24 protein-coding genes are annotated in these 22,921 nt (G+C 66.8%); 19 read left to right on the forward strand and 5 right to left on the reverse strand.

What is annotated here, in order from left to right; translation table 11 throughout:
- Nucleotides 1–21: 21 nt before the first annotated feature.
- The 8 genes from chlG (at nt 22) to GTW51_RS01070 (ending at nt 9,271) form a co-directional block, all read left to right on the forward strand.
- Nucleotides 22–942 carry a chlorophyll synthase ChlG gene (gene chlG / locus GTW51_RS01035; RefSeq protein ID WP_163042025.1) on the forward strand — a complete coding sequence of 307 codons (921 nt, stop codon included), beginning with the start codon at nt 22–24 and terminating at the stop codon, nt 940–942.
- 5 nt (nt 943–947) lie between these two features.
- Entirely contained in the window at nt 948–2,270 is a 1,323-nt protein-coding gene (locus tag GTW51_RS01040) for a BCD family MFS transporter (RefSeq protein ID WP_163042026.1), read from the forward strand.
- The gene (locus tag GTW51_RS01045) at nt 2,267–3,472 is read left to right on the forward strand and encodes a geranylgeranyl diphosphate reductase (RefSeq protein WP_163042027.1); all 1,206 of its coding nucleotides are present in this window, start codon (nt 2,267–2,269) and stop codon (nt 3,470–3,472) included. The genes GTW51_RS01040 and GTW51_RS01045 overlap by 4 nt, the downstream gene beginning before the upstream one ends.
- A 364-nt stretch (nt 3,473–3,836) precedes the next feature.
- Complete coding sequence (locus tag GTW51_RS01050; RefSeq protein ID WP_163042028.1) at nt 3,837–5,162, forward strand: aminotransferase-like domain-containing protein; 1,326 nt, start codon at nt 3,837–3,839, stop codon at nt 5,160–5,162.
- 172 nt (nt 5,163–5,334) lie between these two features.
- On the forward strand, nt 5,335–6,729 hold the full coding sequence (locus GTW51_RS01055; RefSeq protein WP_203565864.1) for a circularly permuted type 2 ATP-grasp protein: 1,395 nt from the start codon (nt 5,335–5,337) through the stop codon (nt 6,727–6,729).
- Between the two features lie 55 nt (nt 6,730–6,784).
- Entirely contained in the window at nt 6,785–7,732 is a 948-nt protein-coding gene (locus tag GTW51_RS01060) for an alpha-E domain-containing protein (RefSeq protein WP_163042030.1), read from the forward strand.
- 163 nt (nt 7,733–7,895) lie between these two features.
- The gene (locus GTW51_RS01065; RefSeq protein ID WP_163042031.1) at nt 7,896–8,627 is read left to right on the forward strand and encodes a proteasome-type protease; all 732 of its coding nucleotides are present in this window, start codon (nt 7,896–7,898) and stop codon (nt 8,625–8,627) included.
- Between the two features lie 29 nt (nt 8,628–8,656).
- Nucleotides 8,657–9,271, forward strand: coding sequence for a pyridoxamine 5'-phosphate oxidase family protein (locus GTW51_RS01070; RefSeq protein WP_163042032.1), 615 nt, complete (start codon nt 8,657–8,659; stop codon nt 9,269–9,271).
- A gap of 31 nt (nt 9,272–9,302) precedes the next feature.
- Here GTW51_RS01070 and GTW51_RS01075 read toward each other — a convergent pair whose 3' ends face one another.
- Nucleotides 9,303–9,665, reverse strand: a complete 363-nt coding sequence (locus GTW51_RS01075) for a gamma-butyrobetaine hydroxylase family protein (RefSeq protein ID WP_163042033.1) — start codon at nt 9,663–9,665, stop codon at nt 9,303–9,305.
- A 116-nt stretch (nt 9,666–9,781) separates the two neighbouring features.
- Between GTW51_RS01075 and moaA the strand changes: the two genes are divergently transcribed.
- From moaA to GTW51_RS01100, 5 genes are all read left to right on the forward strand, one after another.
- On the forward strand, nt 9,782–10,828 hold the full coding sequence (gene moaA, locus GTW51_RS01080; protein ID WP_246232465.1) for a GTP 3',8-cyclase MoaA: 1,047 nt from the start codon (nt 9,782–9,784) through the stop codon (nt 10,826–10,828).
- Nucleotides 10,829–10,832: 4 nt separating this feature from the next.
- The gene (locus GTW51_RS01085; RefSeq protein WP_343033855.1) at nt 10,833–11,315 is read left to right on the forward strand and encodes a hypothetical protein; all 483 of its coding nucleotides are present in this window, start codon (nt 10,833–10,835) and stop codon (nt 11,313–11,315) included.
- Nucleotides 11,316–11,481: 166 nt separating this feature from the next.
- A complete protein-coding gene (locus GTW51_RS01090; protein ID WP_163042636.1) occupies nt 11,482–12,345 on the forward strand; it encodes a DMT family transporter in 864 nt (287 codons plus the stop codon).
- Between the two features lie 67 nt (nt 12,346–12,412).
- Nucleotides 12,413–13,606, forward strand: coding sequence for a multidrug effflux MFS transporter (locus GTW51_RS01095; protein WP_246232468.1), 1,194 nt, complete (start codon nt 12,413–12,415; stop codon nt 13,604–13,606).
- A gap of 132 nt (nt 13,607–13,738) precedes the next feature.
- Complete coding sequence (locus GTW51_RS01100; RefSeq protein ID WP_163042034.1) at nt 13,739–14,536, forward strand: ABC transporter substrate-binding protein; 798 nt, start codon at nt 13,739–13,741, stop codon at nt 14,534–14,536.
- Between the two features lie 59 nt (nt 14,537–14,595).
- Here the strand turns inward: GTW51_RS01100 and GTW51_RS01105 are convergent, their stop codons facing one another.
- Complete coding sequence (locus tag GTW51_RS01105; protein WP_163042035.1) at nt 14,596–15,570, reverse strand: MBL fold metallo-hydrolase; 975 nt, start codon at nt 15,568–15,570, stop codon at nt 14,596–14,598.
- 122 nt (nt 15,571–15,692) lie between these two features.
- On the opposite strand from GTW51_RS01105, the gene GTW51_RS01110 reads away from it, so the two are divergent.
- From GTW51_RS01110 to GTW51_RS01120, 3 genes are all read left to right on the forward strand, one after another.
- On the forward strand, nt 15,693–16,403 hold the full coding sequence (locus GTW51_RS01110; RefSeq protein ID WP_163042036.1) for an ABC transporter permease: 711 nt from the start codon (nt 15,693–15,695) through the stop codon (nt 16,401–16,403).
- Nucleotides 16,400–17,212, forward strand: coding sequence for an ABC transporter permease (locus GTW51_RS01115; RefSeq protein ID WP_163042037.1), 813 nt, complete (start codon nt 16,400–16,402; stop codon nt 17,210–17,212). Before GTW51_RS01110 ends, GTW51_RS01115 begins: the two co-directional genes overlap by 4 nt.
- Nucleotides 17,213–17,307: 95 nt before the next feature.
- The gene (locus GTW51_RS01120) at nt 17,308–18,177 is read left to right on the forward strand and encodes an NAD(P)-dependent oxidoreductase (RefSeq protein WP_163042038.1); all 870 of its coding nucleotides are present in this window, start codon (nt 17,308–17,310) and stop codon (nt 18,175–18,177) included.
- Between the two features lie 101 nt (nt 18,178–18,278).
- On the opposite strand, the gene GTW51_RS01125 is transcribed toward GTW51_RS01120, so the two are convergent.
- From GTW51_RS01125 to GTW51_RS01135, 3 genes are all read right to left on the reverse strand, one after another.
- Nucleotides 18,279–18,764, reverse strand: a complete 486-nt coding sequence (locus GTW51_RS01125) for an Lrp/AsnC family transcriptional regulator (protein ID WP_163042039.1) — start codon at nt 18,762–18,764, stop codon at nt 18,279–18,281.
- 89 nt (nt 18,765–18,853) lie between these two features.
- On the reverse strand, nt 18,854–19,486 hold the full coding sequence (locus GTW51_RS01130) for a uracil-DNA glycosylase family protein (protein ID WP_246232470.1): 633 nt from the start codon (nt 19,484–19,486) through the stop codon (nt 18,854–18,856).
- Complete coding sequence (locus GTW51_RS01135) at nt 19,483–20,094, reverse strand: glutathione S-transferase family protein (protein ID WP_163042040.1); 612 nt, start codon at nt 20,092–20,094, stop codon at nt 19,483–19,485. Before GTW51_RS01135 ends, GTW51_RS01130 begins: the two co-directional genes overlap by 4 nt.
- Before the next feature lie 235 nt (nt 20,095–20,329).
- Between GTW51_RS01135 and GTW51_RS01140 the strand changes: the two genes are divergently transcribed.
- The 3 genes from GTW51_RS01140 to GTW51_RS01150 all read left to right on the forward strand — a co-directional run bounded on the left by GTW51_RS01140 (nt 20,330) and on the right by GTW51_RS01150 (nt 22,921).
- Nucleotides 20,330–21,832, forward strand: a complete 1,503-nt coding sequence (locus tag GTW51_RS01140) for a sensor histidine kinase (protein ID WP_163042041.1) — start codon at nt 20,330–20,332, stop codon at nt 21,830–21,832.
- A 149-nt stretch (nt 21,833–21,981) separates the two neighbouring features.
- Nucleotides 21,982–22,221 carry a DUF1289 domain-containing protein gene (locus GTW51_RS01145; RefSeq protein ID WP_163042639.1) on the forward strand — a complete coding sequence of 80 codons (240 nt, stop codon included), beginning with the start codon at nt 21,982–21,984 and terminating at the stop codon, nt 22,219–22,221.
- Nucleotides 22,214–22,921, forward strand: a complete 708-nt coding sequence (locus tag GTW51_RS01150; protein WP_163042042.1) for a retropepsin-like aspartic protease family protein — start codon at nt 22,214–22,216, stop codon at nt 22,919–22,921. Before GTW51_RS01145 ends, GTW51_RS01150 begins: the two co-directional genes overlap by 8 nt.

Raw genomic sequence — 22,921 nt, forward strand, 5'->3', positions numbered from 1 at the left:
TCTCCCGCATAGCCTCGGGACATGAGCCGCCTGATCCTCGACGCACCCCGACAGACGCGTCCGACCGCCTCGGCGGCGCTCGAGCTCCTGAAGCCGATCACCTGGTTCGCCCCGATGTGGGCCTTCGGCTGCGGCGCCATATCCGCCCGCTCCTCGGCCCCCGCCGATGGCAGCGACGTCTTCTGGATCGTCATCGCCGGGATCGTCCTGTCAGGCCCCCTGCTCTGCGGCGCCAGCCAGGCCGTCAACGACTGGTTCGACCGGCATGTCGACGCGATCAACGAACCGCAGCGGCCGATCCCCTCCGGCCGCATGCCTGGCCGATCGGGTCTGTACCTGGCGATCGTCTGGACGCTGCTGTCGCTCCTCGTCGCGGCTCTGTTCGGCCCCTGGGTGCTGGTTGCGGCGATTGCCGGCTGCGGGCTGGCCTGGGCCTACAGCGCCCCGCCCTTTCGCCTCAAGCGCAATGGCTGGTGGGGCAATGCCGCCGTCGCCATCGCCTATGAAGGCCTCGCCTGGTTCACCGGCGCCGCCGTGGTAGCTGGCGGCCTGCCCGATGGGCGGATCATCCTCCTCGCCGGGCTCTACAGCATCGGCGCGCATGGCATCATGACCCTCAACGACTTCAAGTCGGTCGAAGGTGATACGGCGCTCGGCGTCCGCACCCTGCCGGTGCAGTATGGCGTCACCACTGCCGCGATCCTCGCCTGTGTCGTCATGCTGACGCCGCAGCTGCTGGTCGTCGCCCTGCTCTTCCTCTGGTCTGCGCCGATCTACGCGCTCATCGTCGCTGGACTGATCGTCGCCCAGCTGGCGCTGATGCGCCGGCTGCTGGCCGCACCCCGCGAGCGCGCGCCGTGGTACAACGCTACCGGCACCAGCCTCTACGTTGCCGGCATGATGGTCTCGGCATTTGCCGTCAGCAGCGTGATCGGGGGCTGAGAGCGATGGGGCTGTCTTGGCTGCAGATCGTCCGCCTCGCTCTGGTCCAGACGGCGCTCGGCGCGATGGTGGTGCTAACCACGGCGACGATGAACCGCGTCATGGTGGTGGAACTGGCGCTGCCTGCCATGCTGGCCGGCGCCCTGGTCGCCCTGCATTATGCGGTGCAGATGCTCCGTCCCCGCTTCGGCCACGGCGCCGATGGCGGACGGCGCCGCACCCCCTGGATCATCGGCGGCATGGTCGTCCTGGCAATCGGCACGGTCGGCGCCGCCGCAGCGACGGCGCTGATGTCCGCCTCGCCGCTTGCCGGGACGTTGGCCGCAGCTATTGCCTTCCTCCTCATCGGCGCCGGCGTGGGCGCGGCCGGCACGAACCTGCTGACCCTCGTCGCCACCAGCGTCGCCCCCACTCGCCGCGCCCCGGCGGCGACCCTGATCTGGATCATGATGATCGCCGGCTTCGCGGTGACCACCGGGATCGCCGGGGGCTTTCTCGATCCCAATTCGCCACTGCGGCTGGTCGTCGTGACATCGGTCGTGGCCGGCCTGGCTCTGGTCCTGGCGATCGCCGCCGTCCACGGCATCGAGTCCACGTCGCCGACGGCCCGGCTTCCCGCGGCGCGACAGCGTCCAGCCTTCCGCCAGGCGTTCGGCGAAGTCTGGCAGGAACGGCAGACGCGCCGCTTCACGATCTTCGTCTTCGTCTCGATGCTCGCCTACAGCGCCCAGGACCTCATCCTCGAACCCTTTGCCGGCATCGTCTTCGCGATGACGCCGGGCCAGACGACGCAATTGTCCAGCGTCCAGCATGGCGGCGTCGTCCTCGGCATGGTTCTGGTGGCTCTGGCCGGCGCCTTGCTGTCCCGCCGCTTTCCGGGCCTGTTGCGCGGCTTCTGCGTCCTCGGCTGCGTTGGCTCCGCCGCCAGTCTGGCGATGCTCGCCACGGCCGGCGGCAGCGCCTTCCCGCTGCGCGAAGCGGTCTTCGCCCTCGGCCTCAGCAACGGTGTCTTCGCGGTGGCGGCAATCGGCTCGATGATGGCGCTCGCCGGCCAAGGCACCAGAGCCCGCGAAGGCGTGCGGATGGGCCTCTGGGGCGCGGCGCAGGCGATCGCCTTCGGCGCCGGCGGCTTTGCCGGAACGGTTCTCGTCGACGCGGCGACGGCCTTTCTCGGCCGGGCCGACGCGGCCTACAGCGTCGTCTTCGTCCTCGAGGCCGCTTTGTTCCTGGTCTCGGCGGCCCTCGCCCTCGGGGCGATCTCGGTGACCGGCGCCCGCCAGGTTTCGACGGCCGCGAGCGCCGGCAACGATCGGGCGGTGCCCGCATGAACGAAAAGGGTGGCGGCATGGACAGCGTGGATGTCGTGGTGGTCGGCGGCGGCCCGGCGGGCGCAACCGCCGCCGAAATGCTGGCGCGAGCCGGACATTCGGTCGTGCTGCTCGACCGGGATGGGCGGATCAAGCCCTGCGGCGGAGCGATCCCGCCGCGGCTGGTGAGCGATTTCGAAATTCCTCCCGAACTCATCGTCGCGCGGATATCGTCGGCGCAGATGGTCGCGCCGTCGGAACGGCGTGTCCCGATGCCGATCGAGGGCGGCGGCTATGTCGGCATGGTCGATCGCGAGCATTTCGACGAGTGGCTGCGCGTCCGCGCCGCCGCTGCTGGCGCCCGGCGGATTACCGGAACGTTCGAGCGGATCGAGCGAGATGCCGACGGCAGCGCGGTCGTTCGCTACCGCGCTGCCAGCCCTGCGAAGGAAGAAGCCTTTGGCGAAATCACGGCACGGCTGGTGATCGGCGCCGATGGTGCGCGGTCGGCGGTCGGCCGACAGAACGTCGAGGGCGCCGAGCGGATGCCGTTCGTTTTCGCCTATCACGAGATCGTCCGCTCGCCCGTCGCCAGCAAGGCTGATTTCGATCCCCGCCGCTGCGGCGTCTACTACCAGGGCGTGATCTCGCCGGATTTCTACGGCTGGGTGTTCCCGCATGGTGCGACCACCAGCATCGGCACCGGCAGCGCAGAGAAGGGCTATGGCCTGCGGCCGGCCGTAGCGCGACTGCGGGCCACCACCGGGCTCGACCGGGTCGAGACGATCCGCCGGGAGGGCGCGCCGATCCCGCTGAAGCCGCTGAAGCGCTGGGACAACGGCCGCGACATCATCCTCGCCGGCGATGCCGCCGGCGTTGTCGCACCGGCATCCGGCGAAGGCATCTACTACGCCATGATCAGTGCGAGGATGGTCGCCGAAGCCGGCCTCGCCACCGGCGACGCACCGGCGCTCGCAACGGCCCGCAAGGCCTTCATGCGCGAGCATGGTCGCGTTTTCTGGATCCTCGGCATCATGCAGACCTTCTGGTACCGCTCCGACCGGCAGCGCGAACGCTTCGTCGCCATCTGCCGCGACAAGGACGTGCAGCGCCTGACCTGGGAGGCCTACATGAACAAGAAGCTGGTGCCGGCGCGGCCCGCCGCGCACATCAAGATCTTCTTCAAGGACCTCGCGCACCTGCTTCGGCTGGTTTCGCCCTGAATCGTTGAACCCGTTACGGCCGCCGACGGTCCGCGGCCTTGCGCGGACGCCGGGGCACGGCTGTGCGACCTTGGCCTTCGACTGCGCCGGGCCTGCCAACTCACATTGCCTGGACACGCCGCATTCTTCGCCCTGGAGGCGACGCGGCCGGAACGCATGCACGTGTTTTTAGCAGCCGATCACAAACTCGTAATAACGCCTCCGTCCACTCTAGTCGTAGTGGCGATGGTGCGCGAATTCTGCCAATTGCGCTGGCCCGCAAACTTGCGGAAATCGATATCGCGATTACAATCGCCTCTAAAGTTCTGAATTGTATTGCTAATGACAGCTTTAAAATTCCACCGATCTCAGGCTCACTGATTCGATGTGGAAACCGCAACTAGAGAATGGCAAAATCCGCTTCCGGCAGATCGTCGACCAGATCGTGACCGACATCGCTGCCGGGACGCTGCAGGCAGGCGATCGCCTGCCGCCGCAGCGCGAGTTGGCGACGAGCCTCAACGTCAAGCTTTCGACCGTCAGCCGCGCCTATCAGGAGGCGGCCCGCCAGCGGCTGGTCGGCGGCGAAGTCGGGCGCGGCACCTATGTCCTGAAGCCGGGCCTCGACGCCAATCTGTTTGCCGCGCCCCCCGCCGCGCCGCCGGTCTACGATCTGACCACGGCGGTTCCCGCCGCGCCGCCCGGCGACGATTCCCTCGCCGCCTCGCTGGCGAGTCTCACGCCGCGCGACCACGCGCAGCTTGCGGGCTATCCGCAACAGCGCCTGATCGAGCGCACCCGCCTTGCCATCTGCGACTGGCTGGCCTGGCGGGGCATGGAACGGCGGCCCCGGATCATCGTCCCCTGCGCCGGCGCTCACGCTGCGCTGCAGGCGCTGCTGTTGGAAAAGACCCGTCCCGGCGACCCGATCCTCGTCGAATCGTTCACCTTCCCGGGCATCAAGATGGTGGCCAAACAGTTGCGCCTGCGCCTCGTGCCGATTGAGCAGGACGGGGAAGGCGTGACGCCGGAAGGGCTGGACGCTGCGGCCGGCGGCTCGGCCGCGCGGATCGCCATTCTCGTGCCGACCCTGCAGAATCCCACCGGCGCGGTGATGGGCGAAGCGCGGCGACGTGCGGTGGCGGCGGTGGCCGCGCGCCACGACCTGACCGTGATCGAGGACGACGTCTACGGTCCGCTGGGCGCCCTGCCGCCCCTGTCGGGAGAACTCGGCCGGCGCGGCGTCATCGTGTCGAGCCTCTCCCAGACCGTCCTGCCCGGCCTGCGCTTCGGCTTCGTCGCTGGCGATGACCCCGACCTCGAGAAGCTGCAGGAAAGCCTGCCCCTGACGACGTGGCTGATGTCGCCCTTTTCGATGCTCATCGGCGCGAAATGGATCGACAGCGGCGTCGCCCAGGCGCGAGTTGAATGGCAGCGCACGGAGATCGCCGCCCGCTGGCGCCAGATGCTCGCCCTGCTCGGCCCGACCGACCAGCTCCCGGCGCCACACGCCTGGTTGCGGGTCAAGGGGGATCCGGACGAGATGGTCGACAGATGCCGGGCGGCAGGCGTGGGCGTCGTACCGGCCGGCATGTTCGCCGTGGGCCGGAAGTCGGCGGCGCGGATCCGAATCTGCCTCACCGCCGCAGCGACCCGGAACGACCTCGGCGAGGCCCTGCGGATCCTCGCCGGCCTCGGGATCCGCGCTTGAGCCCTGCGAACGGGCACGATCTGCCTCTGGCAACGGCAATTGTGCCACCAGGCTGCGCAATGCTGCGGCAATCTGCAACCCGTCCTTTCGAAAGGCTTGATTTTCCGGCCTCCGGCTTTCTCTTTAGAGGGAAGTGAACGAGCTGGGGGCAACGGTGAAGCCATTCGACGACATGCTGCTGGCTGACGGGACCGTCCGCCAGCCCTATCAACGCTTCCATGAATGGTTCTGTGCCCAGAATACCGAGGAACTCGGCGCCAAGGCGCATGAGGCGGAGGAGTTCTTCCGCCGCACCGGCATCACCTTCAATGTCTATGGCGACGAGGAAGCGGCCGAGCGGCTGATTCCCTTCGACCTCGTGCCCCGGATCATCGCCAAGGCGGAATGGGATCGTCTCGCCGAAGGCATCGAGCAGCGGGTCCAGGCGCTCAACGCCTTTCTCGACGACATCTACCACGACCAGGAGATCATCAAGGCCGGCAAGCTGCCGCAGAGCCTGATCACCGGCAACGAGGCCTATCTGCCCGAGATGGAGGGGTTCCGGCCGCCGGGCGGCGTCTACACCCACATCATCGGCACCGACATCGTCCAGGTTGCGGAGAACGAGTTCTACGTCCTCGAGGACAATGCCCGCACGCCGTCCGGCGTCTCGTACATGATCGAGAACCGCGAGACGATGATGCAGATGTTCCCCGAGCTGTTCGCGCAGAACCGCGTGCGGCCGGTGGAGACCTACCCGCATCACCTGCGCCGTTCGCTGGCCGCCGTCGCGCCGCCGGCGTGCAAGGACAAGCCGGTGGTTGCCGTGCTCACCCCCGGCATCCATAACTCGGCCTATTACGAGCACGCCTTCCTGGCCGACCAGATGGGCGTCGAGCTGATCGAGGGCTCCGACGTCCGAGAGATCGACGGCCGCATCCAGATGCGCACGACGGAAGGCTACACGCCGATCGACGTGCTCTATCGCCGGGTCGACGACGCCTATCTGGATCCGAAGGCCTTCCGGCCGGACTCGGTGCTCGGCATACCGGGGATCATGGACGTCTACCGCAATGGCGGCATCACCATCGCCAATGCGCCGGGGACGGGCATCGCCGACGACAAGGCGATCTATTCCTACATGCCGGAGATCGTCGAATTCTATACCGGCCGCAAGGCGCTGCTGGAGAACGTGCCGACCTGGCGCTGCGCCGATGCGGACAGTCTCGCCTACGTGCTCGAGCATCTTGCCGAGCTCGTCGTGAAGGAGGTGCACGGCTCGGGCGGCTACGGCATGCTGGTCGGCCCCGCGTCCACCAAGGCCGAATGCGAGGCATTCGCCGCCAAGCTGCGTGAACGTCCCGGCAACTACATCGCCCAGCCGACGCTGGCGCTATCGACCGTGCCGATCCTAACCGACCAAGGGCTGTCGCCGCGCCACGTCGATTTGCGGCCTTTCGTGCTGGTCTCCGACACGGTCCACATCATCCCGGGCGGGCTGACCCGCGTCGCGCTGAAGGAAGGCTCCCTCGTGGTCAATTCGAGCCAGGGTGGCGGCACCAAGGACACCTGGGTCCTGCGGGACTGAGGATGATCCGATGACCGCGACGACCGACCATTTTACCCTGCAGAGGCTCTAGATCATGGCTCTTCTCGGACGCACCGCCAACGGGCTGTTCTGGATGTTCCGCTACATCGAGCGCGCCGACAACATGGCGCGCCTGGTGGAGGCGGGCCTGCGCATATCGCTCACCAACCTGTCCGCCGAACCGGACGAGTGGCAGTCGGTGCTGGTCTCGGCCGGGGTCGAGAATGCCTATCTGGAAAAATACGACGACTTCGATGCCGACTCGGTCATCGACTTCCTGCTGCGCGACCGGGACAATCCGTCGAGCATCCGCTCCTGCTTCGACACGGCGCGAAGCAATGGCCGCATGGTGCGGACCGCCCTCACCCGCGACCTCTGGGAGACCGTCAACGAAAGCTGGCTGATCGTGAAGCAGCGCCTCGCCGCGCCCGTCAGCCAGCGCGAGCTGCCGGCGGTGCTGGACATGGTCAAGCGGCAGTCGGCGCTGATCCGCGGCGCCTTCTACGGCACCATGCTGCGCAACGAGATCTTCGACTTCTGCAACACGGGGTCCTTCGTCGAGCGGGCTGACAACACGGCCCGGATCCTCGACGTCAAATACTGGGTGCTGCTGCCCGAGCACTCCTCGGTCGGCTCGTCCCTCGACAATTTCCACTGGGTCTCGATCCTGCGCTCGGTCTCGGCGCATCGCTCCTACGCGTGGGAGTACAACAACGACTACCAGGCGACGAGCATCATCGACTTCCTGATGCTCAACCGCCGGATGCCGCGCTCGCTCGCCTACTGCTACAAGGCGCTGGAAGAGAGCCTGACCTATCTCAACCGCAACCACGAATCCCACCACCCCTGTCACCTGACCGCCGCCGGGCTCAACCGGCGCTTTGCCGAGACGTCGGTTCAGGAAATCATCGATGGCGGGCTGCACGAGTTTCTCGAGAGCTTCATCGTCGAGAACAACCGCCTCGCCGTGGAGATTGCCAAGAGCTATCGCTTCTACCCCTGACGGAAGAGATTGCTCACCGCAGGCCTTGGCGAGGCAAATCGTCCTGATTGCGGTGAAGATCGAGGGAATCGGTTCGCCAGCGATTGCGGCTTCAGCCGCATCGTCTAATGATCCCCCGGCGCGAAGCGGCGAGTCCGGCGCGATTCGGGGGTATCGAAAAGCGATGACGTACTGCGTCGGTCTCTCCGTCGACCAGGGCCTGATCTTCATGTCCGACAGCCGCACCAACGCCGGTGTCGACAATATCTCCGTCGTGTCGAAGATGAAGGTCTGGGAAGTGCCGGGCGAGCGCTTCCTGTGCCTGCTCAGCGCCGGCAACCTCGCGACGACCCAGGCGACCATCTCGCTGCTCGACGAGCGCGGACTGGCGCCGGCAGAGCGCAACCCGTCGATCCTCACCCAGCCCTCGATGTTCCAGACCGCCAAGCTCGTCGGCGAGACCGTCAAGGAAGTGATCTCCTACACGACACCCGCCGGCCAGTCGGCCGACGCGATGTTCTCGGGCTCGTTCATCCTCGGCGGCCAGATCAAGGGCGGCAAGCCGCGGATCTTCCTGATCTATCCGCAGGGCAACTTCATCGAGGCCGGTGCCGACAATCCATTCTTCCAGATCGGCGAGCACAAATACGGCCGGCCGATCATCATCCGCACCTATGATCCGAAGATGTCACTGGAGGAATGCGCCAAGCTGCTGCTGGTCTCCTTCGATTCGACGATTCGCTCGAACCTCTCAGTCGGCCTGCCGATCGACATGCAGTTCTACGAGGCCGACAGCCTGAAGGCCGGCTACAAGCGCCGCTTCGACAAGAACGATCCCTATTACCAGACGATCTCCGAGGGCTGGTCCGACGCCCTGAAGAGCGCCTTCGACGCGTTGCCGCCCTTCGAGCGCTGACACGGCATAAGACCTCCGAGGACCCGACCATGGCGACGACCCTCCTGCGCACGCTTGCCGATCTCGAGGCTGTCTACGGCGAGCCGGTCCGCGGCTCGCTGATGAAGGAGATCGATCACCTCTCGGCGCACTACCGAACCTTCGTCCAGCATGCGCCCTTCGTGCTGGTCGCGAGCGCCGGTCCCGGCGGGCTCGACTGCTCGCCGCGCGGCGACGCGCCCGGCTTCGTCACCGTTGCCGACGAGAAGACGCTGCTGCTGCCGGACCGGCGCGGCAACAACCGCGTCGACACGTTGCGCAACGTCGTCGCGGATCCGCGCGTCGCGCTGCTGTTCCTCGTGCCGGGCGTCGGCGAGACGCTGCGGGTCAACGGCACGGCCGAGATCGACGTCGATCCCGAACTGCTGGCAAGCTTCGCCATCCAGGGCAAGGCGCCCCGCTCGGTGCTGCGCGTGCATGTCGAGCGGGTCTACTTCCAGTGCCAGAAGGCGCTGGTGCGCTCCCACCTGTGGGACCCGGGCACGCGAATCGAACGCAGCCAGCTGCCGAGCACCGGCGAGATCCTCGCGGCGCTCGACCGCGAGGTCGACGCGGCGGCCTACGATGCCGCCTATCCCGAGCGCATGCGCCAGACGATCTATTGAGTGACGCGCAGCGCCGGGTCGGACAAGACCATTACGGATCGCGCCGCAGCCCCTTCGCCGCCAGCTCGTCCAGATAGGTCTGCCAGCGCTGTGCCGCGTCGCGGGCGAGTTCGGCGAGATAGCTCCAGGAATAGATGCCGCTGTCGTGGCGGTCGTCGAAGACGATGCGGACGGCGTAGCGGCCGATCGGCCGGACGTCGGTGATCCGCACGTCACGCTTGCCGCCGATCGTCTTGCGCTGCTCCGGCGAATGGCCCTGCACCTCCGCCGACGGCGACATCACCCGCAGCATCTCGGCCGACAATTCGTCCCTTGTACCGCCCGGCTGGACCAGGATCAGGGTCTGGCGGTCGGGGCTGACGCGGATTTCCTCGGGGGGCTGGGATGCTGTCATTGCGGATGCGGTCCTATCGTATGCGTTTCGGCTTTTCGCCGGCGTGCCGGCTTTGTGTGTCGGCGACTGCGGTTAGCGGCTTGACCCAGGGTGGCGGGGCTTCCACATTCCGGCCAATGGATATCACCCGCCTTCTCGACCCCGCCGTCTCGCCCGTTCCGTTCGGATCGGAGATGATGGATCCGTTCGGCCGCAGTATCACCTATCTGCGCGTCTCGGTCACCGATCGCTGCGATTTCCGCTGCGTCTACTGCATGGCGGAGGACATGACGTTCCTGCCGAAGCGCGATCTCCTGTCGCTCGAGGAACTCGACCGGCTGGCCAGCTGCTTCGTCGAGAAGGGCGTCAAGCGTCTGCGACTCACCGGCGGCGAGCCGCTGGTGCGCAAGAACATCATGCACCTGATCCGCTCGCTGTCCCGCCATCTGGAAAGCGGCGCGCTGGAAGAGCTGACCCTGACCACCAACGGTTCGCAGCTCGCGCGCTTCGCGCCGGAGCTCGCCGATTGCGGCGTCCGACGCCTGAACGTGTCGCTCGACACGCTCGATCCGGACAAGTTCCGCCAGATCACCCGCTGGGGCGAACTCGACAAGGTGATGGCCGGCATCCGCGCGGCCCAGGCGGCCGGCATCGGCATCAAGCTGAACGCCGTCGCGCTCAAGGGCTTCAACGACGGCGAAATCCCCTCGATGATCGAGTGGGCGCATGGCGAAGGCATCGACCTGACGCTCATCGAGACCATGCCGATGGGCGAGATCGACGAGGACCGCACCGACCAGTATCTGCCGCTGACCCAGGTCCGCGCCGACCTTGCCGAGCGCTGGACGCTGCGCGACATCCCGTACAAGACGGGGGGCCCGGCCCGCTACGTCGAGGTCGCAGAGACCGGCGGGCGGCTGGGGTTCATCACGCCGATGTCCCACAATTTCTGCGAAAGCTGCAATCGCGTCCGCATCACCTGCACCGGCACGCTGTTCATGTGCCTCGGCCAGGAAGACGCCGCCGACCTCCGCGCGCCATTGCGCGCCTCGGAAGGGAACGAATTGCTGTCAAATGCCATTGACGAGGCGATCGGCCGCAAGCCGAAGGGCCATGACTTCGTCATCGACCGCGCGACGCGGAAACCTTCGGTCTCACGGCACATGAGCGTGACCGGAGGATGATTCCGTGGCAATTCGACGACTGGCTCTGGCGGCAGCCGGGCTGACCCTCGCCTTCACGGCCGCGAGCCCCGCCTTGGCGGAGGACGTGACCTACCGAAACGAACGCTTCGGGACGACCGCCACTTTCCCGGCCGAGCTGTTTCCCGATCAGCTACCGGCGCCGACCAATGGCGACGGCCTCGGCTGGACGTCGCCCGAAGGGGCGGAGATATTCATCTACGCGCGACCGCGCCAGGACGGCGAAACGCCTCGCACCGTGGTGCGCGACCGCGGCTCGGTGGATGACGTCACCTACGACCGCTCCGGGCGGCGCTGGGTCGTCGTGTCGGGCTACCGGGACGGCCGCATCTTCTACGAGCGCTACATCTTCCGCGGCGATCTCGTGCATTCAGTGTCGATCCGTTATCCCGAGACACTGCGCGCCACCTACGATCCGCTGGTCGGTCCCGTGACGATGTCCCTGCAGGGTCCGTCGAGCGGCTCATAGTCCTCGCCGGCTGGCAGAGATTGTCACTTCTGCAGGATCGCGCGGCAGACAACCGCAATGTGGCCTCGCCAAGCGGCAGGGGTGAGCGTAAGGGAGACTGATCGTCCCTTCCGCAGTTTTCCCGGCCGTCACCTTGCACAGCGACAATTTCCGCGCCGCCCTGTTCATGCTGTTGGCCATGGCGGGGTTCGTCGTCAACGACACCTTCGTCAAGATCGCCTCGACGGACATCCCGCCGGCGCAGATCATGGCGATACGCGGCGTCGCCGCATCGCTGTTCCTCGCGGTTCTCGCTTGGAAGCTGGGGGCACTGGGCCCGGTACGGCTGGCGCTGTCGCCGCGGCTGCTGCTGCGAACCGCCGCCGACATCCTCGCCACGCTCTCCTACATCACCGCCCTCGGCCAGATGCCCATCGCCAACGCCTCGGCCATCTTCCAGGCGTTGCCGCTGGTGGTGACGCTGGGGGCCGCCCTGTTCCTCGGCGAACCGGTCGGCTGGCGACGCTGGTCGGCGATCATTGTCGGCTTCATCGGCGTGATGATCATCGTCCGGCCGGGCACCGAGGGATTTACGGTCTATTCGGTTGCCGTCCTCGCCTCTGTCGCCTTCTCGGCGGTCCGCGACCTTTCCACCCGCCGGATGGACCGGACGGTGCCGTCGATCTTCATCGCCCTGGTGACGGCCATCGCCGTGGGGCTGTTCGGATGGCTGCTGGTGCCATTCTCCGGCGGGTGGCAGCCCGTGTCGGCATCGATCCTTGTCAGCCTGACCGTCGCGGCGGCGGCGATCGCGGTCGGCTACATCTTCATCGTCCAGGCCATGCGGACCGGCGACATGGGCTTCGTCGCGCCGTTCCGCTATTCGATCCTGCTCTATGCCTTGGTCATTGGCTATCTGCTTTTCGGCGACCTGCCCTCGCCGCTGACCCTGATCGGCTCGGCCATCGTCGTGGCGAGCGGCCTCTACACGCTGTATCGCGAGCGCCTGCGCGGCGTCGTCAAGCTCCCGCCGACGCCGCAGGTGCACTGATGATCACCGTCCCGACCCGAAGCTGCCAGCCCGCTGCTTCGCCGCTCGATCCCGCAGGAAAGTCCGCATGACCGACCAGACCACCATCGCCCGGCGCCCGATGCTCGTCACGCTGATGATCGCCTCGGCGCTGTCGCCGCTGGCGATCAACATCTTCATCCCCTCGATGACCTCGATCGCGCGTGACCTCCAGGCGGACGGGCCGACCATCGGACTCGGCCTGTCGCTTTATCTGATCGCAACGGCGCTCATCCAGCTGATCGCCGGGCCGCTCTCCGACCGCTACGGCCGGCGTCCGGTGATCCTCTGGGGCATGGTGCTGTTCCTCGTCGGCACGGCGATGTGCCTCGCCGCCGAGGGACCGGGGCTTTTCCTCGCCGGCCGCATCGTGCAGTCGGCCAGCGCCACCGGCATCGCCCTCTCCCGGGCGATCGTGCGCGACGTCTACAGCCGCGAGCGCGCCGCGGCGATGATCGGCTACGTGACGATGGGACTCGCCGTCGCGCCGATGGTGGGCCCCGCGCTCGGCGGCCTGATGGACACCGCCTTCGGCTGGCGCAGCGTCTTCTGGCTGCTTGGCGGCGTCGGCGTCCTCACCGTCGGCCTGCTCGCCTTCGACCTCTCGGAGACCAACAGCGAGCGCGGCAAGCCGTTCTTCTCGCAGTTCGGCTCCTATGCGCTGCTGCTTCGATCGAGCGCCTTCTGGATCTATGTCGGCGCCTCGGCCCTCACCTCGGCGGTGTTCTTCGCGTTTCTCGGCGGCGCGCCGTTCATCGCCGTCGAGGTGCTTCACATGACGCCGGCTGGCTACGGCTTCTGGTTCATCCTCTGTTCGGTCGGCTACGTCGCCGGCAATTACGGCACCGCCCGCTATTCGGAACGCCTCGGCATCAAGACGATGATGGTCGCCGGTACCGTGCTGACGGTCTTCGCCGCCATCGTCGGAGCGGTGACAATCGGCGCCGGCCTGTTGTCCCCGTTGACGCTGTTCGGGCCGATGATGCTGGTCGGACTCGGCAACGGCCTGGTCTTGCCGACCGCGACCGCGGGCGGCGTGAGTGTCCGACCGGAATCAGCGGGCGCGGCGGCAGGGCTACTCGGTGCCTGCCAGATCGGCCTCGGCGCGGTCGCCTCGATCCTGGCCGCGATTCTCGCTACCGGCGCTGGCGGCGCCTTCGGCATGGCGTTGCTGATGCTCGGCTTCGGCATCGCCGGCCTCGTCTGCACGCTGCTCGCCAAGCGGGTACGGACCACCGGCTGAGATATCGGCGGACACGGCCTCGTCACGGTTGCCTTGCACGACGAAAAAATGGCAGCATCGCCTGTCTTCGCGGCATGCTGCTTTTCCGGGCGTCCGAGCAGCGTGACCGCCAACAACAACGATGAGGTCTCCATGCGATTCACCCGAACTCTCGCGCTCGCCACCGCGGTCGCTGCCCTGCTCGCCGGCCCTGCCGCCGCTCAGGAAAGCGATGCGGACAAGGATTGGTCAACCGTGGTGATCGGGACCGAAGGCGCCTACCCGCCCTTCAACTTTCTCGACGCGGCTGGTGAGCTCAAGGGCTTCGACGTCGATATCGCCAAGGCGCTCTGCGCCCAGATGGAGGTCGAATGCACCTTCGTCACCCAGGACTGGGACGGCATGATCCCGGCGCTGCAGAACGGCAATTTCGACGCGCTCGTCGCCTCGATGTCGATCACGCCGGAACGCCAGGAGCAGATCGACTTCTCCGACAAATACTACCAGACCCCGCCGGCCATCGCCGTGCCGAAGGATTCCGACATCACGGAAGCCACGGCCGAGGCACTGTCGGGCAAGGCGATCGGCGCGCAGACGGCGACCACCCACGCCCAGGCCGCCGAAGCGCTGTTTCCGGACGCCGACATCCGGCGCTATCCGACCGCGGAAGAGTACAAGCTCGACATCGAGAGCGGCCGCGTCGACGCGGTGATGGACGACGTCGTGGTCCTGTCGGAATGGCTCGACAGCGAAGCCGGCGCCTGCTGCAAGATCCTCGGCACGCTGCCGGCCGACCCGGCCATCTACGGCAGCGGCGTCGGGATCGGGCTGCGCAAGGGCAATGAGAAGCTCAAGGGCATGTTCAACGAGGCGATCGCCGCGATCCGCGAGAACGGCACCTACAAGACGATTCAGGACCAGTATTTCGACTTCGACGTCTACGGCGAGTGAAACTGGGTCACGAGAGAAGCGCGGCGTCCTGTGACGCCGCGCTTCAGGCAACGATGCGATCAGAGATCGTAGGTCCAGGGGGACGGCTGGAACACGTAGGTTCCGTCCTGCGAGCCCTTCACGACATGACCGACGCCCGGGAACGAGATGTGCATGCCGGCGACGCGGGTACGCTCCGTCGCCACCTCCGCGAGGATCGCCTGGCGTGTTGCGATGGCCGTCTCGGGGTCGGCATCGAAGGCGACGCCGATGTCGGGCCTTGCGATTTGAACCGGCGCGACATGGACGATATCGCCCCACACCAGAAGACTGTCCTCGCCGCTGCCGACCAGGAAGCCGCAATGGCCCGGCGTATGGCCGAAGAGCTCGCGCGCGGTGATGCCGGGCACCACTTCCGCCGAACCGGTGAACGTCTTGACGCGATCACCATAGGTTTCGACCACCGCGCTGGCGGCGTCGAAGAACGGCTTGAACTCTTCGGGTGCGGCGTTGCGGTTGTCCGCGCTCGTCCAGAAGGCGGCCTCGATTTCGTGGACGTGGACGTCGGCATTCGGGAAAGCCGGCTGACCATCCACCAGCATCGCGCCGATATGATCGGGATGCAGATGCGTCAGCAGCACCGCGGTGACGGCATCCGGAGCGATGCCGGCTGCCTCGAGGCCGGGCATCAGCTGTCCAAGGCTTGGCAACATGCCGGCACCCCCGGCATCGATCAGCACGGTCTGATCTGCCATCTGTACGACATAGGCGTTGACGCCGGTGATCACCGGCGAGACGGCGGGCACGAAGGCGGCCGCGAGGATCTCGTTGGCCGCCTCGGGGGTGACGTTGGAGAGCAGCGCGGTCTCGATGGCGAGGAAGCCGTCGGAAATCGCCGTGACGGTCGCCTCGCCGACCTTGAGGCGCTGGATGGCGACGACCTGGGAGACGCCACCCGCGGCGGCGGTTTGCGCGTTCGCCGGGACAAGCGCAAGTTTGACCAGAACGGGCGCGGCAAGCGCTCCGGCAAGCAGCGTGCGTCGGGACATCGTCATGACGAGAAGTACTCCGTGATCGGGAGGCAGACACTAGCCATGTCCCGGCAGGCCGCAAGGCTATCCGCAGGCGAACGATCCGTAGATCAAACGGAGACGCACCGGATCGAGGGGCGCGCCTGATGCAGGAGGCGCTGGTTCTCCTTGGCTTCGGCGAGACCGGATGGGGCGACGACATCGCCGCCGGCGTCCTCGTCACCGTGTCGCTGTCGCTGGCGACGCTGCCGATCGGCCTCGTCGCCGGCTTCCTGCTGTCGCTCGGAAAGCAGTCGGAGGACCGGCTGCTCAATCTTTCCGCCAATATCTACACGACGATCTTTCGCGGCCTGCCGGAGCTGCTGACGCTGTTCCTGGTCTATTTCGGCCTGAACAGCGCGCTACGCTCGCTGAGCAGCGCGAGCGGCCTTCCCGACATCGCGCTGTCGAGCTTCGTCTCGGGCATGCTCGCCCTCGGCCTTGTCTTTTCCGCCTTCGCCAGCGAGGTATTTCTCTCCGCCTTCCGCGCCATCCCGCGCGGCCAGACCGAGGGCGGCATGGCGCTCGGTCTCAGCCGCTGGCGCGTGATGCTCTTGATCATCGTGCCGCAGCTGATCCGCATCGCCCTGCCCGGTCTCTCCAATCTCTGGATGAACCTCCTCAAGGACACCGCCCTCGTCTCGGTCATCGGCCTTGCCGACATCTTGCGCCAGGCCGGCATCGCCGCGCGGGTGAGCCGCGAGCCTTTCCTGTTCTTCGGCGTCGCGATCATGCTCTATCTCGTCCTCACCATCGTCTCGTCGGTGGCGATCGGCGGCATCGATCGCTGGACGAAGCGCGGTGAGGCCGTGCGATGAGTGCCGCGACGCTTCATTCCGGTGCGCCGGTCGCCCCCCGGCCCAAGCGCGGCACCGCCGGCATCGTCGCGGTCGGGTTCTGGATCCTCGTCGGCGTCGGGCTGGTCATCTATCTCGCCAGCGTCTTCGACCCCAGCCTCTTCGTCCGCTTCGGGCCATCCTACCTCTCGGGCCTGTGGATCACGTTGTCGCTAGTGCTGATCTCGTTCGTCGTCGGTGCCGTCGTCTCGGTGCCGGTGGCGTTCGGCCGGATGGCGAAGAACCCGGTGGCCCGGACTCTGGCCTTCGTGTTCGTGTATTTCTTCCGCGGCACGCCGCTGATCGCCCAGATATTCCTGGTCTATTACGGCTTCGGGCAGTTCCGCGGGTTCTTCGAGGCGATCGGGCTTTGGGGGTTCTTCCGCGAGGCCTGGTACTGCGCGCTGTTCTCGCTGTCGCTGAACACCGCGGCCTATCAGGCGGAAATCCTGCGCGGCGCCATCGAGAGCGTGGCGCGCGGCCAGTGGGAAGGCGCCCGCTCGCTCGGCCTGTCGCGCGGGGTGATCTTCTGGAAGGTCGTCCTGCCCCAGGCGATGATCGTCGCGCTGCGTCCCTACGCCAACGAGATCATCCTGATGATCAAGGCGTCGGCCATCGTCGCGATCATCACCGTCTACGACCTGTTCGGCGAGACCCGGCAGGCCTATTCGCGCACCTTCGATTTCCAGACCTATGTCTGGGCGGCCCTGCTCTACCTCTCCATCGTCGAGGCGCTGCGTCACGCGACGAACTTCGCCGAGCGCCGGCTGACACGGCACCTGAAGCGGTAGCGCGTCTCGACTCCACGCCGGATAACATGGAAAAAGCGAGCGGGCCGCTGCACTATCGGCCCGACACAAGCATCGATCGAGGGGGGAAAGCCGGCATGGCGAAGACAGCATTCATCGGACTGGGCGTGATGGGTTACCCGATGGCGGGTCACCTCAAGGCGAAGGGCGGCCACGACGTCACCGTCTTCAACCGCAGCGCGGAGAAGGCGCAGAAATGGGCTGGCGAACATGGCGGTGCCCATGCCGCAACGCCCAGGGAAGCCGCCGACGGCGCCGATTTCGTCTTCACCTGCGTCGGCAATGACGACGACGTCCGCTCGGTCGTCTACGGCGACGACGGCGTCTTCGCCGGGATGAAGTCGAGCGCGACCCTGATCGACAACACCACCGCCTCGGCCGAGCTTGCCCGCGAACTCGACGCGGCGGCCCGCGAGAAGGGCTTCAAGTTCATCGACGCGCCGGTCTCGGGCGGGCAGGCCGGCGCCGAGAACGGCGCCCTGACCGTGATGTGCGGCGGCCACGAGGCCGACTTCGCGGCGGCCGAGCCCGTCATCAGCGCTTACGCCAGGATGGTCGGCCTGATGGGTCCGGCCGGCTCCGGCCAGCTGACCAAGATGATGAACCAGATCTGCATCGCCGGCCTCGTCGAGGGCCTGTCGGAAGCGATCGCCTTCGGCCAGAAATCCGGTCTGGACATCGAGAAGGTCATCGGCGTGATCTCCAAGGGCGCTGCCGGATCCTGGCAGATGGAGAACCGCTACAAGACGATGATCGCCGACCATTACGAGCACGGCTTCGCGGTCGAGTGGATGCGCAAGGATCTTGGCATCTGCCTCGCCGAAGCCCGGCGCAACGGCGCCACACTGCCCGTCACCGCTTTGGTCGACCAGTTCTATGCCGAGATCGAGGCAATGGGCGGCAAGCGCTGGGACACGTCGGCGTTGCTTGCCCGACTCAATCGGTAAGGCGCTATCTCCGTCGCGCGGGCACACCTGAAGATGCTCGCGCGACGCATGAAAGCATTGTCCCAGCCAATTCAGCCGACTCGGCTATCGGCGCCAGCGACTCAGTCCCCGCGCGGCTCCTTGTCGAGCACCAGATAGTCCAGCGGCAGCTCGGTCGTGTACTTGATCTGCTCCATCGCGAAGGAAGAGGAGACGTCGCGGATCTCGATCTTGGCGATCATCCGCTTGTAGAAAGCGTCATACGCCGCGATGTCCGGCACAACGACGCGCAGCAGATAGTCGACGTCGCCGCTCATGCGGTAAAACTCCATCACTTCCGGAAACTCGCCGATCACCTCGGAAAAGCGCTTCAGCCACTCGTTGGAATGCGAGTTGGTGCGGATCGAGACGAACACGGTGACGCGGGCATTCACCTTGACCGGGTCGAGGATCGCCACGCGGCGCTTGATGACGCCCTCTTCCTCGAGCTTCTGGATGCGGCGCCAGCAGGGCGTCGTCGACAGCCCGACGCGCTTGGCGACGTCGGCCACCGCCAACGTCGAATCCTCCTGCAGCAGCCTCAGAATCTTCTTGTCCAGCCGGTCCATTGCCGCACCACTCCCGTCGTTCCTTCGAGTGATAGACAAGGCTCGGCGAAAACAACAGGGCGCGGCGGCATTGCGCGCATTGCCACGTCTCAGACCAGTTGCGCCACGCGCCGCTGCAGTTCCGGTACCAGCTCGGCCTCGAACCATGGATGGCGCTTCAGCCAAGGGGTGTTGCGCCAGGACGGATGCGGCATCGGCAGCACCGGCGCGAAGCGCCCGCGTCCTGCAAGTATCGTTCGCCAGTCCGTGACGGTCTCGGTCAGGCTCCGGCCGGCGCCCTCGACGATGTGGAAGCGCTGGGCGTGGAGCCCGATCGCCAGCACCAGCTCGACCTGCGGCATCGAGGCCATCACCAGCTCGTGCCAGGCGGGACGGCATTCCCGGCGGGGCGGCAGGTCGCCGCCTTTGGTGTCGTTACCGGGAAAGCAGAAGCCCATCGGCACGATCGCCAGCCGGGCGGGATCGTAGAAGATGTCCGGCCCGATCCCCAGCCATTGCCGCAGCCTGATCCCCGATGGATCGTTGAACGGAATCGTCGTCCGGTCGGCGATATTGCCCGGCGCCTGGCTGGCGATGACCAGCCGCGCCGTCGAGGAGATCACCAGGATTGGGTTGGGCTCGATCGGCAGCGGCGGCCCGAGCGGCGCGTCCCGGCAGATGCGGCAGCCGCGGATCGTCCGGTACAGCGCTTCGGGCGTTTGCGGGAACGCGCTTTCGGTCAAGCCGCCGCGCCCGGCCGCGACGAGACCTCGGCATGCCACCGCGCAACGTTCGTGAGTCCCTTGGGCATCGCGATCTTGGCCGGCTTCATGAAGTCGCAGGCGATCAGGCCGGTGACGTCGGCGACGCTGTAATTCTCGCCCGCAGCAAAGCGGTTGTCCGCCAGATGCGCGTCGAAGAGTTCCAGGAATTCCTGCGCCTTGGGTCGGTTCGCCTCGCCCCAGGCGGGAATTTGAGGCACTTCCCATGCCGCCATCGCCGGATGGGTATGACGGAACGCAGAAGCGACCGCCATGTAGAGCCCCAGCTCCAGCCGGCGGTTCCACATCTCGACCCGCGCCCGTCCCAGGGCGCCAGTACCGAACAGCGCCGGCTCGGGATGCAGCTCCTCGAAATAGCGGCAGATCGCGATCGATTCGGTGAGCACGGTCCCGTCGTCGAGTTCGAGCACCGGCAGCCGTTTCAGCGGATTCAGCCGGGCCATCGCGTCGGATCGATGCGCCAACTGGCCCATGTCGACCGCTTCGGTCGGCACCTCGATACCTTTTTCCGCCAGGAAGACCCGGACGCGCCGCGGGTTGGGCGCACGGCCGCCGTCGAACAGTTTCATCGCTTCATCCTCCCGAATGCTTCCCGATGAGTAGGCAAGTGCGGCGGGCCTGCCAAGACCCTTGTCGCGTGGGGTCTGAAGCGCCGGCGCGCTGCCGTGCCGACCGACCGTCGCCGAAGTCAGGTCGGATTTTCCACAGGCAATCGGCATTTTCGCTCTTCCTTAAGGCATTTTTTTAAGCTTCCCGAAACATGATCGGTCGTCATCCGCGTATCCAGGCGATCGATCGAGTTTCATGTCCATCGCAGCCCATCCGCTCTACGATTCCCAGCTCGTCTCGCGGCGTGCGTCGGGCAATGCCGACCTGAACCGGACGCTGCGGCGGACGCGCGAGAAGCTGTCGTCGCGAGGTGGCGTGTCCGACAGCTACGGCCGCGAACTGCTGGCGCAGCATGCGGCCTCGGTGCAGGCGGCGGCGGTCGTGCTGCCGCTGCCGGTGATCCTCACCGGCTCTGCGCTCTCGGTGTTCACCGGGCCGGCGATGGCGATGATGTGGACGCTGTTCGCGCTTGCCAGCCATCTCGGGCTCGTCCTGATCGCCCGGCGCTTTTCCGCCCGCCCCGGCGACAGCATCGACGTCCGGCGCTGGAGCCGGCTCTTCCTGCTCGGCCACGTCGTCGCCGGGTTGTCCTGGGCGTATCTCGCCACGCTGTCCTGCGAAGCCTGCGGGCCGATGCGCTTCGAGATCTTCCAGTTCACGGTGATCTTCCTCGCCGTGGCGATGATCGCGATGATCTCCTACACGCTGAAGGGGGTCGTCCCGCTGACCTTCGTGCCGACCGGGCTGCTGGTCGTGGTCGCGATCATGTCGTCGCCGCAGCCGGTGACCGGGACGATGCAGGTCGTGCTGCTCGGCGCCGTGCCGTTCTTTTCCATCGTCGCGGAGCGGCTGCGGCGTAGCGCCCTCGACCGGATGAAGCACCAGGCCGAGAAGGACGACCTGATCGCCGAGCTCGAGACCGCGAAGATCGTCTCGGACGAGGCGCGAAGGCGCGCCGAGGACGCCAATCTCGCCAAGTCCCGTTTCCTCGCCACGATGAGCCACGAACTGCGCACGCCGCTCAACGCCATTCTCGGGTTCTCCGAAGTCATCGGCAAGGAAATCCTCGGCCCGGTCGGCAACCCCGCCTACAAGGAATATGTCGACGACATCCACGCCTCCGGCCAGCATCTGCTCGGCCTGATCAACGAGATCCTGGACCTCTCCCGTGTCGAGGCGGGGCGCTACAACCTCAACGAGGAAGCCGTCGAGCTGGTGCCCATCGCCCGCGATTGCCTCGCCTATATCCGGGTCAAGGCTGATGCCAAGGAACTCGAGGTCCGCGCCGAGTTCGAGAAGGACCTGCCCGCCATGTGGGCCGATGAACGCTCGCTCCGGCAGATCGTCATCAATCTCCTCTCCAACGCGGTGAAGTTCACGCCGCGCGGCGGCAAGATCCTGCTCCGCGTAGGCTGGACGGCCGGCGGCGGCCAGTATGTCTCGGTCAGCGACAACGGGCCGGGCATCCCGGAAGACGAGATCCCGATCGTTCTCTCGTCCTTCGGCCAGGGCTCCGTCGCCATCAAGAGCGCCGAGCAGGGAACCGGCCTCGGCCTGCCCATCGTGCAGGCGCTGGTGAAGATGCATGACGGCACGTTCGAGCTGCAGTCGCGCCTGCGCGAAGGAACCGAGGCGATCGCGATCTTCCCCAATTCTCGCGTCCTGGAAGTCATGGAAGCGCTCGACGAAATCGCCTGACGATCGGCGGTCGGCACCCCCAGTGACATCATCTTTGCTGACGACAAACTGACAGGATCGTCAGGAGCGGGACGCTTGCCCGTTCGGCGCCGGCTCGCCATATCTGTGGCGAAGGCGGCCGAACGCCGCAAGCAAGGACGGGCATGACCATCGAAAGCCCCTGCAACCTCGTCTGCACCATCGATCCGACGAGCGGCTACTGCTTCGGCTGCGGCCGGACCGGCGACGAGATCGCCGGCTGGACGGGCTTCAGCCCGGCCGAGCGGCGCGACCTGATGATCGTGCTGCCCGAGCGGCTGGCCACCCTTACCCGCCCACCACGCCGGGAGACGCGGCGCAGCGCGCTCGCGCGCGCCCGGGGTGCTGCCGGGGGCGCCGACGATGCGTAGGGACGTTCTCCTCTGGGTCATCCTGGCGCTGCTTGGCGTCGCCTGCCTCGTGCTGGTGCTCAACGGCGACGGCGAGATCGCCGGGCTGCCGGACGGCCAGTTCGCCCGCCTCGCCTATTACGGCGCGTGGGGGCTGGCGCTCGCCTCGACCGCCCTGTTGATGGTCCGTACCCGCCTCGGCTTCGCCCTGAAGGCCGCGGCCATCTGGGGCCTCGCCTTCCTCGTGCTGATCGGCCTCTATGCCTCCGCGCCGGAGTTGAACGCGCTGAAGAACAGGCTGATGGCGGCGCTCGTGCCCGGCAGCGTCGTGGCGGTCTCCGGTTCCGACGGCCGGCAGTTCATGGCGACGCGCGGCGTCGACAACCATTTCCATCTCGACGGCTCGATCGACGGCGCGCCGGTGTCCTTCATGGTCGATACCGGCGCTTCGGTCGTCGCGATGGACCGCGCTTCCGCCGAGTCGCTCGGCCTCCGCACCGACAATCTGCGCTTCTCGCAGCAGGTGATGACGGCCAACGGCGTCGCCAACGCGGCACCGCTGCGGCTGGACACCGTTCGGATCGGCGACATCGTCCGTCATGACGTCGACGCGGCGGTCATCGAGGGGCGAGGCCTCGGGGTCGTGCTGCTCGGGATGAGCTTCCTGTCGACGCTGACCTCGTTCGACTTCCGCGGCGACCGGCTGATCATGACGGACTAG

This window comes from Aurantimonas aggregata, from assembly GCF_010500835.1.
GTDB lineage: Bacteria > Pseudomonadota > Alphaproteobacteria > Rhizobiales > Rhizobiaceae > Aurantimonas > Aurantimonas aggregata.

What these genes read in the sequence shown, in the direction of transcription:
- GTW51_RS01075 (WP_163042033.1), bottom strand. Translation starts at nt 9,665, where the DNA reads ATGACAGCATCCCAGCCCCCCGAGGAAATCCGCGTCAGCCCCGACCGC.
- GTW51_RS01065 (WP_163042031.1), top strand. Translation starts at nt 7,896, where the DNA reads ATGACGTACTGCGTCGGTCTCTCCGTCGACCAGGGCCTGATCTTCATG.
- GTW51_RS01120 (WP_163042038.1), top strand. Translation starts at nt 17,308, where the DNA reads ATGGCGAAGACAGCATTCATCGGACTGGGCGTGATGGGTTACCCGATG.
- GTW51_RS01140 (WP_163042041.1), top strand. Translation starts at nt 20,330, where the DNA reads ATGTCCATCGCAGCCCATCCGCTCTACGATTCCCAGCTCGTCTCGCGG.
- GTW51_RS01040 (WP_163042026.1), top strand. Translation starts at nt 948, where the DNA reads ATGGGGCTGTCTTGGCTGCAGATCGTCCGCCTCGCTCTGGTCCAGACG.
- GTW51_RS01045 (WP_163042027.1), top strand. Translation starts at nt 2,267, where the DNA reads ATGAACGAAAAGGGTGGCGGCATGGACAGCGTGGATGTCGTGGTGGTC.
- chlG (WP_163042025.1), top strand. Translation starts at nt 22, where the DNA reads ATGAGCCGCCTGATCCTCGACGCACCCCGACAGACGCGTCCGACCGCC.
- GTW51_RS01115 (WP_163042037.1), top strand. Translation starts at nt 16,400, where the DNA reads ATGAGTGCCGCGACGCTTCATTCCGGTGCGCCGGTCGCCCCCCGGCCC.
- GTW51_RS01050 (WP_163042028.1), top strand. Translation starts at nt 3,837, where the DNA reads ATGTGGAAACCGCAACTAGAGAATGGCAAAATCCGCTTCCGGCAGATC.
- GTW51_RS01110 (WP_163042036.1), top strand. Translation starts at nt 15,693, where the DNA reads ATGCAGGAGGCGCTGGTTCTCCTTGGCTTCGGCGAGACCGGATGGGGC.
- GTW51_RS01100 (WP_163042034.1), top strand. Translation starts at nt 13,739, where the DNA reads ATGCGATTCACCCGAACTCTCGCGCTCGCCACCGCGGTCGCTGCCCTG.
- GTW51_RS01090 (WP_163042636.1), top strand. Translation starts at nt 11,482, where the DNA reads ATGCTGTTGGCCATGGCGGGGTTCGTCGTCAACGACACCTTCGTCAAG.
- GTW51_RS01125 (WP_163042039.1), bottom strand. Translation starts at nt 18,764, where the DNA reads ATGGACCGGCTGGACAAGAAGATTCTGAGGCTGCTGCAGGAGGATTCG.
- GTW51_RS01105 (WP_163042035.1), bottom strand. Translation starts at nt 15,570, where the DNA reads ATGACGATGTCCCGACGCACGCTGCTTGCCGGAGCGCTTGCCGCGCCC.
- moaA (WP_246232465.1), top strand. Translation starts at nt 9,782, where the DNA reads ATGGATATCACCCGCCTTCTCGACCCCGCCGTCTCGCCCGTTCCGTTC.
- GTW51_RS01095 (WP_246232468.1), top strand. Translation starts at nt 12,413, where the DNA reads ATGACCGACCAGACCACCATCGCCCGGCGCCCGATGCTCGTCACGCTG.
- GTW51_RS01060 (WP_163042030.1), top strand. Translation starts at nt 6,785, where the DNA reads ATGGCTCTTCTCGGACGCACCGCCAACGGGCTGTTCTGGATGTTCCGC.
- GTW51_RS01070 (WP_163042032.1), top strand. Translation starts at nt 8,657, where the DNA reads ATGGCGACGACCCTCCTGCGCACGCTTGCCGATCTCGAGGCTGTCTAC.
- GTW51_RS01150 (WP_163042042.1), top strand. Translation starts at nt 22,214, where the DNA reads ATGCGTAGGGACGTTCTCCTCTGGGTCATCCTGGCGCTGCTTGGCGTC.
- GTW51_RS01135 (WP_163042040.1), bottom strand. Translation starts at nt 20,094, where the DNA reads ATGAAACTGTTCGACGGCGGCCGTGCGCCCAACCCGCGGCGCGTCCGG.
- GTW51_RS01055 (WP_203565864.1), top strand. Translation starts at nt 5,335, where the DNA reads ATGCTGCTGGCTGACGGGACCGTCCGCCAGCCCTATCAACGCTTCCAT.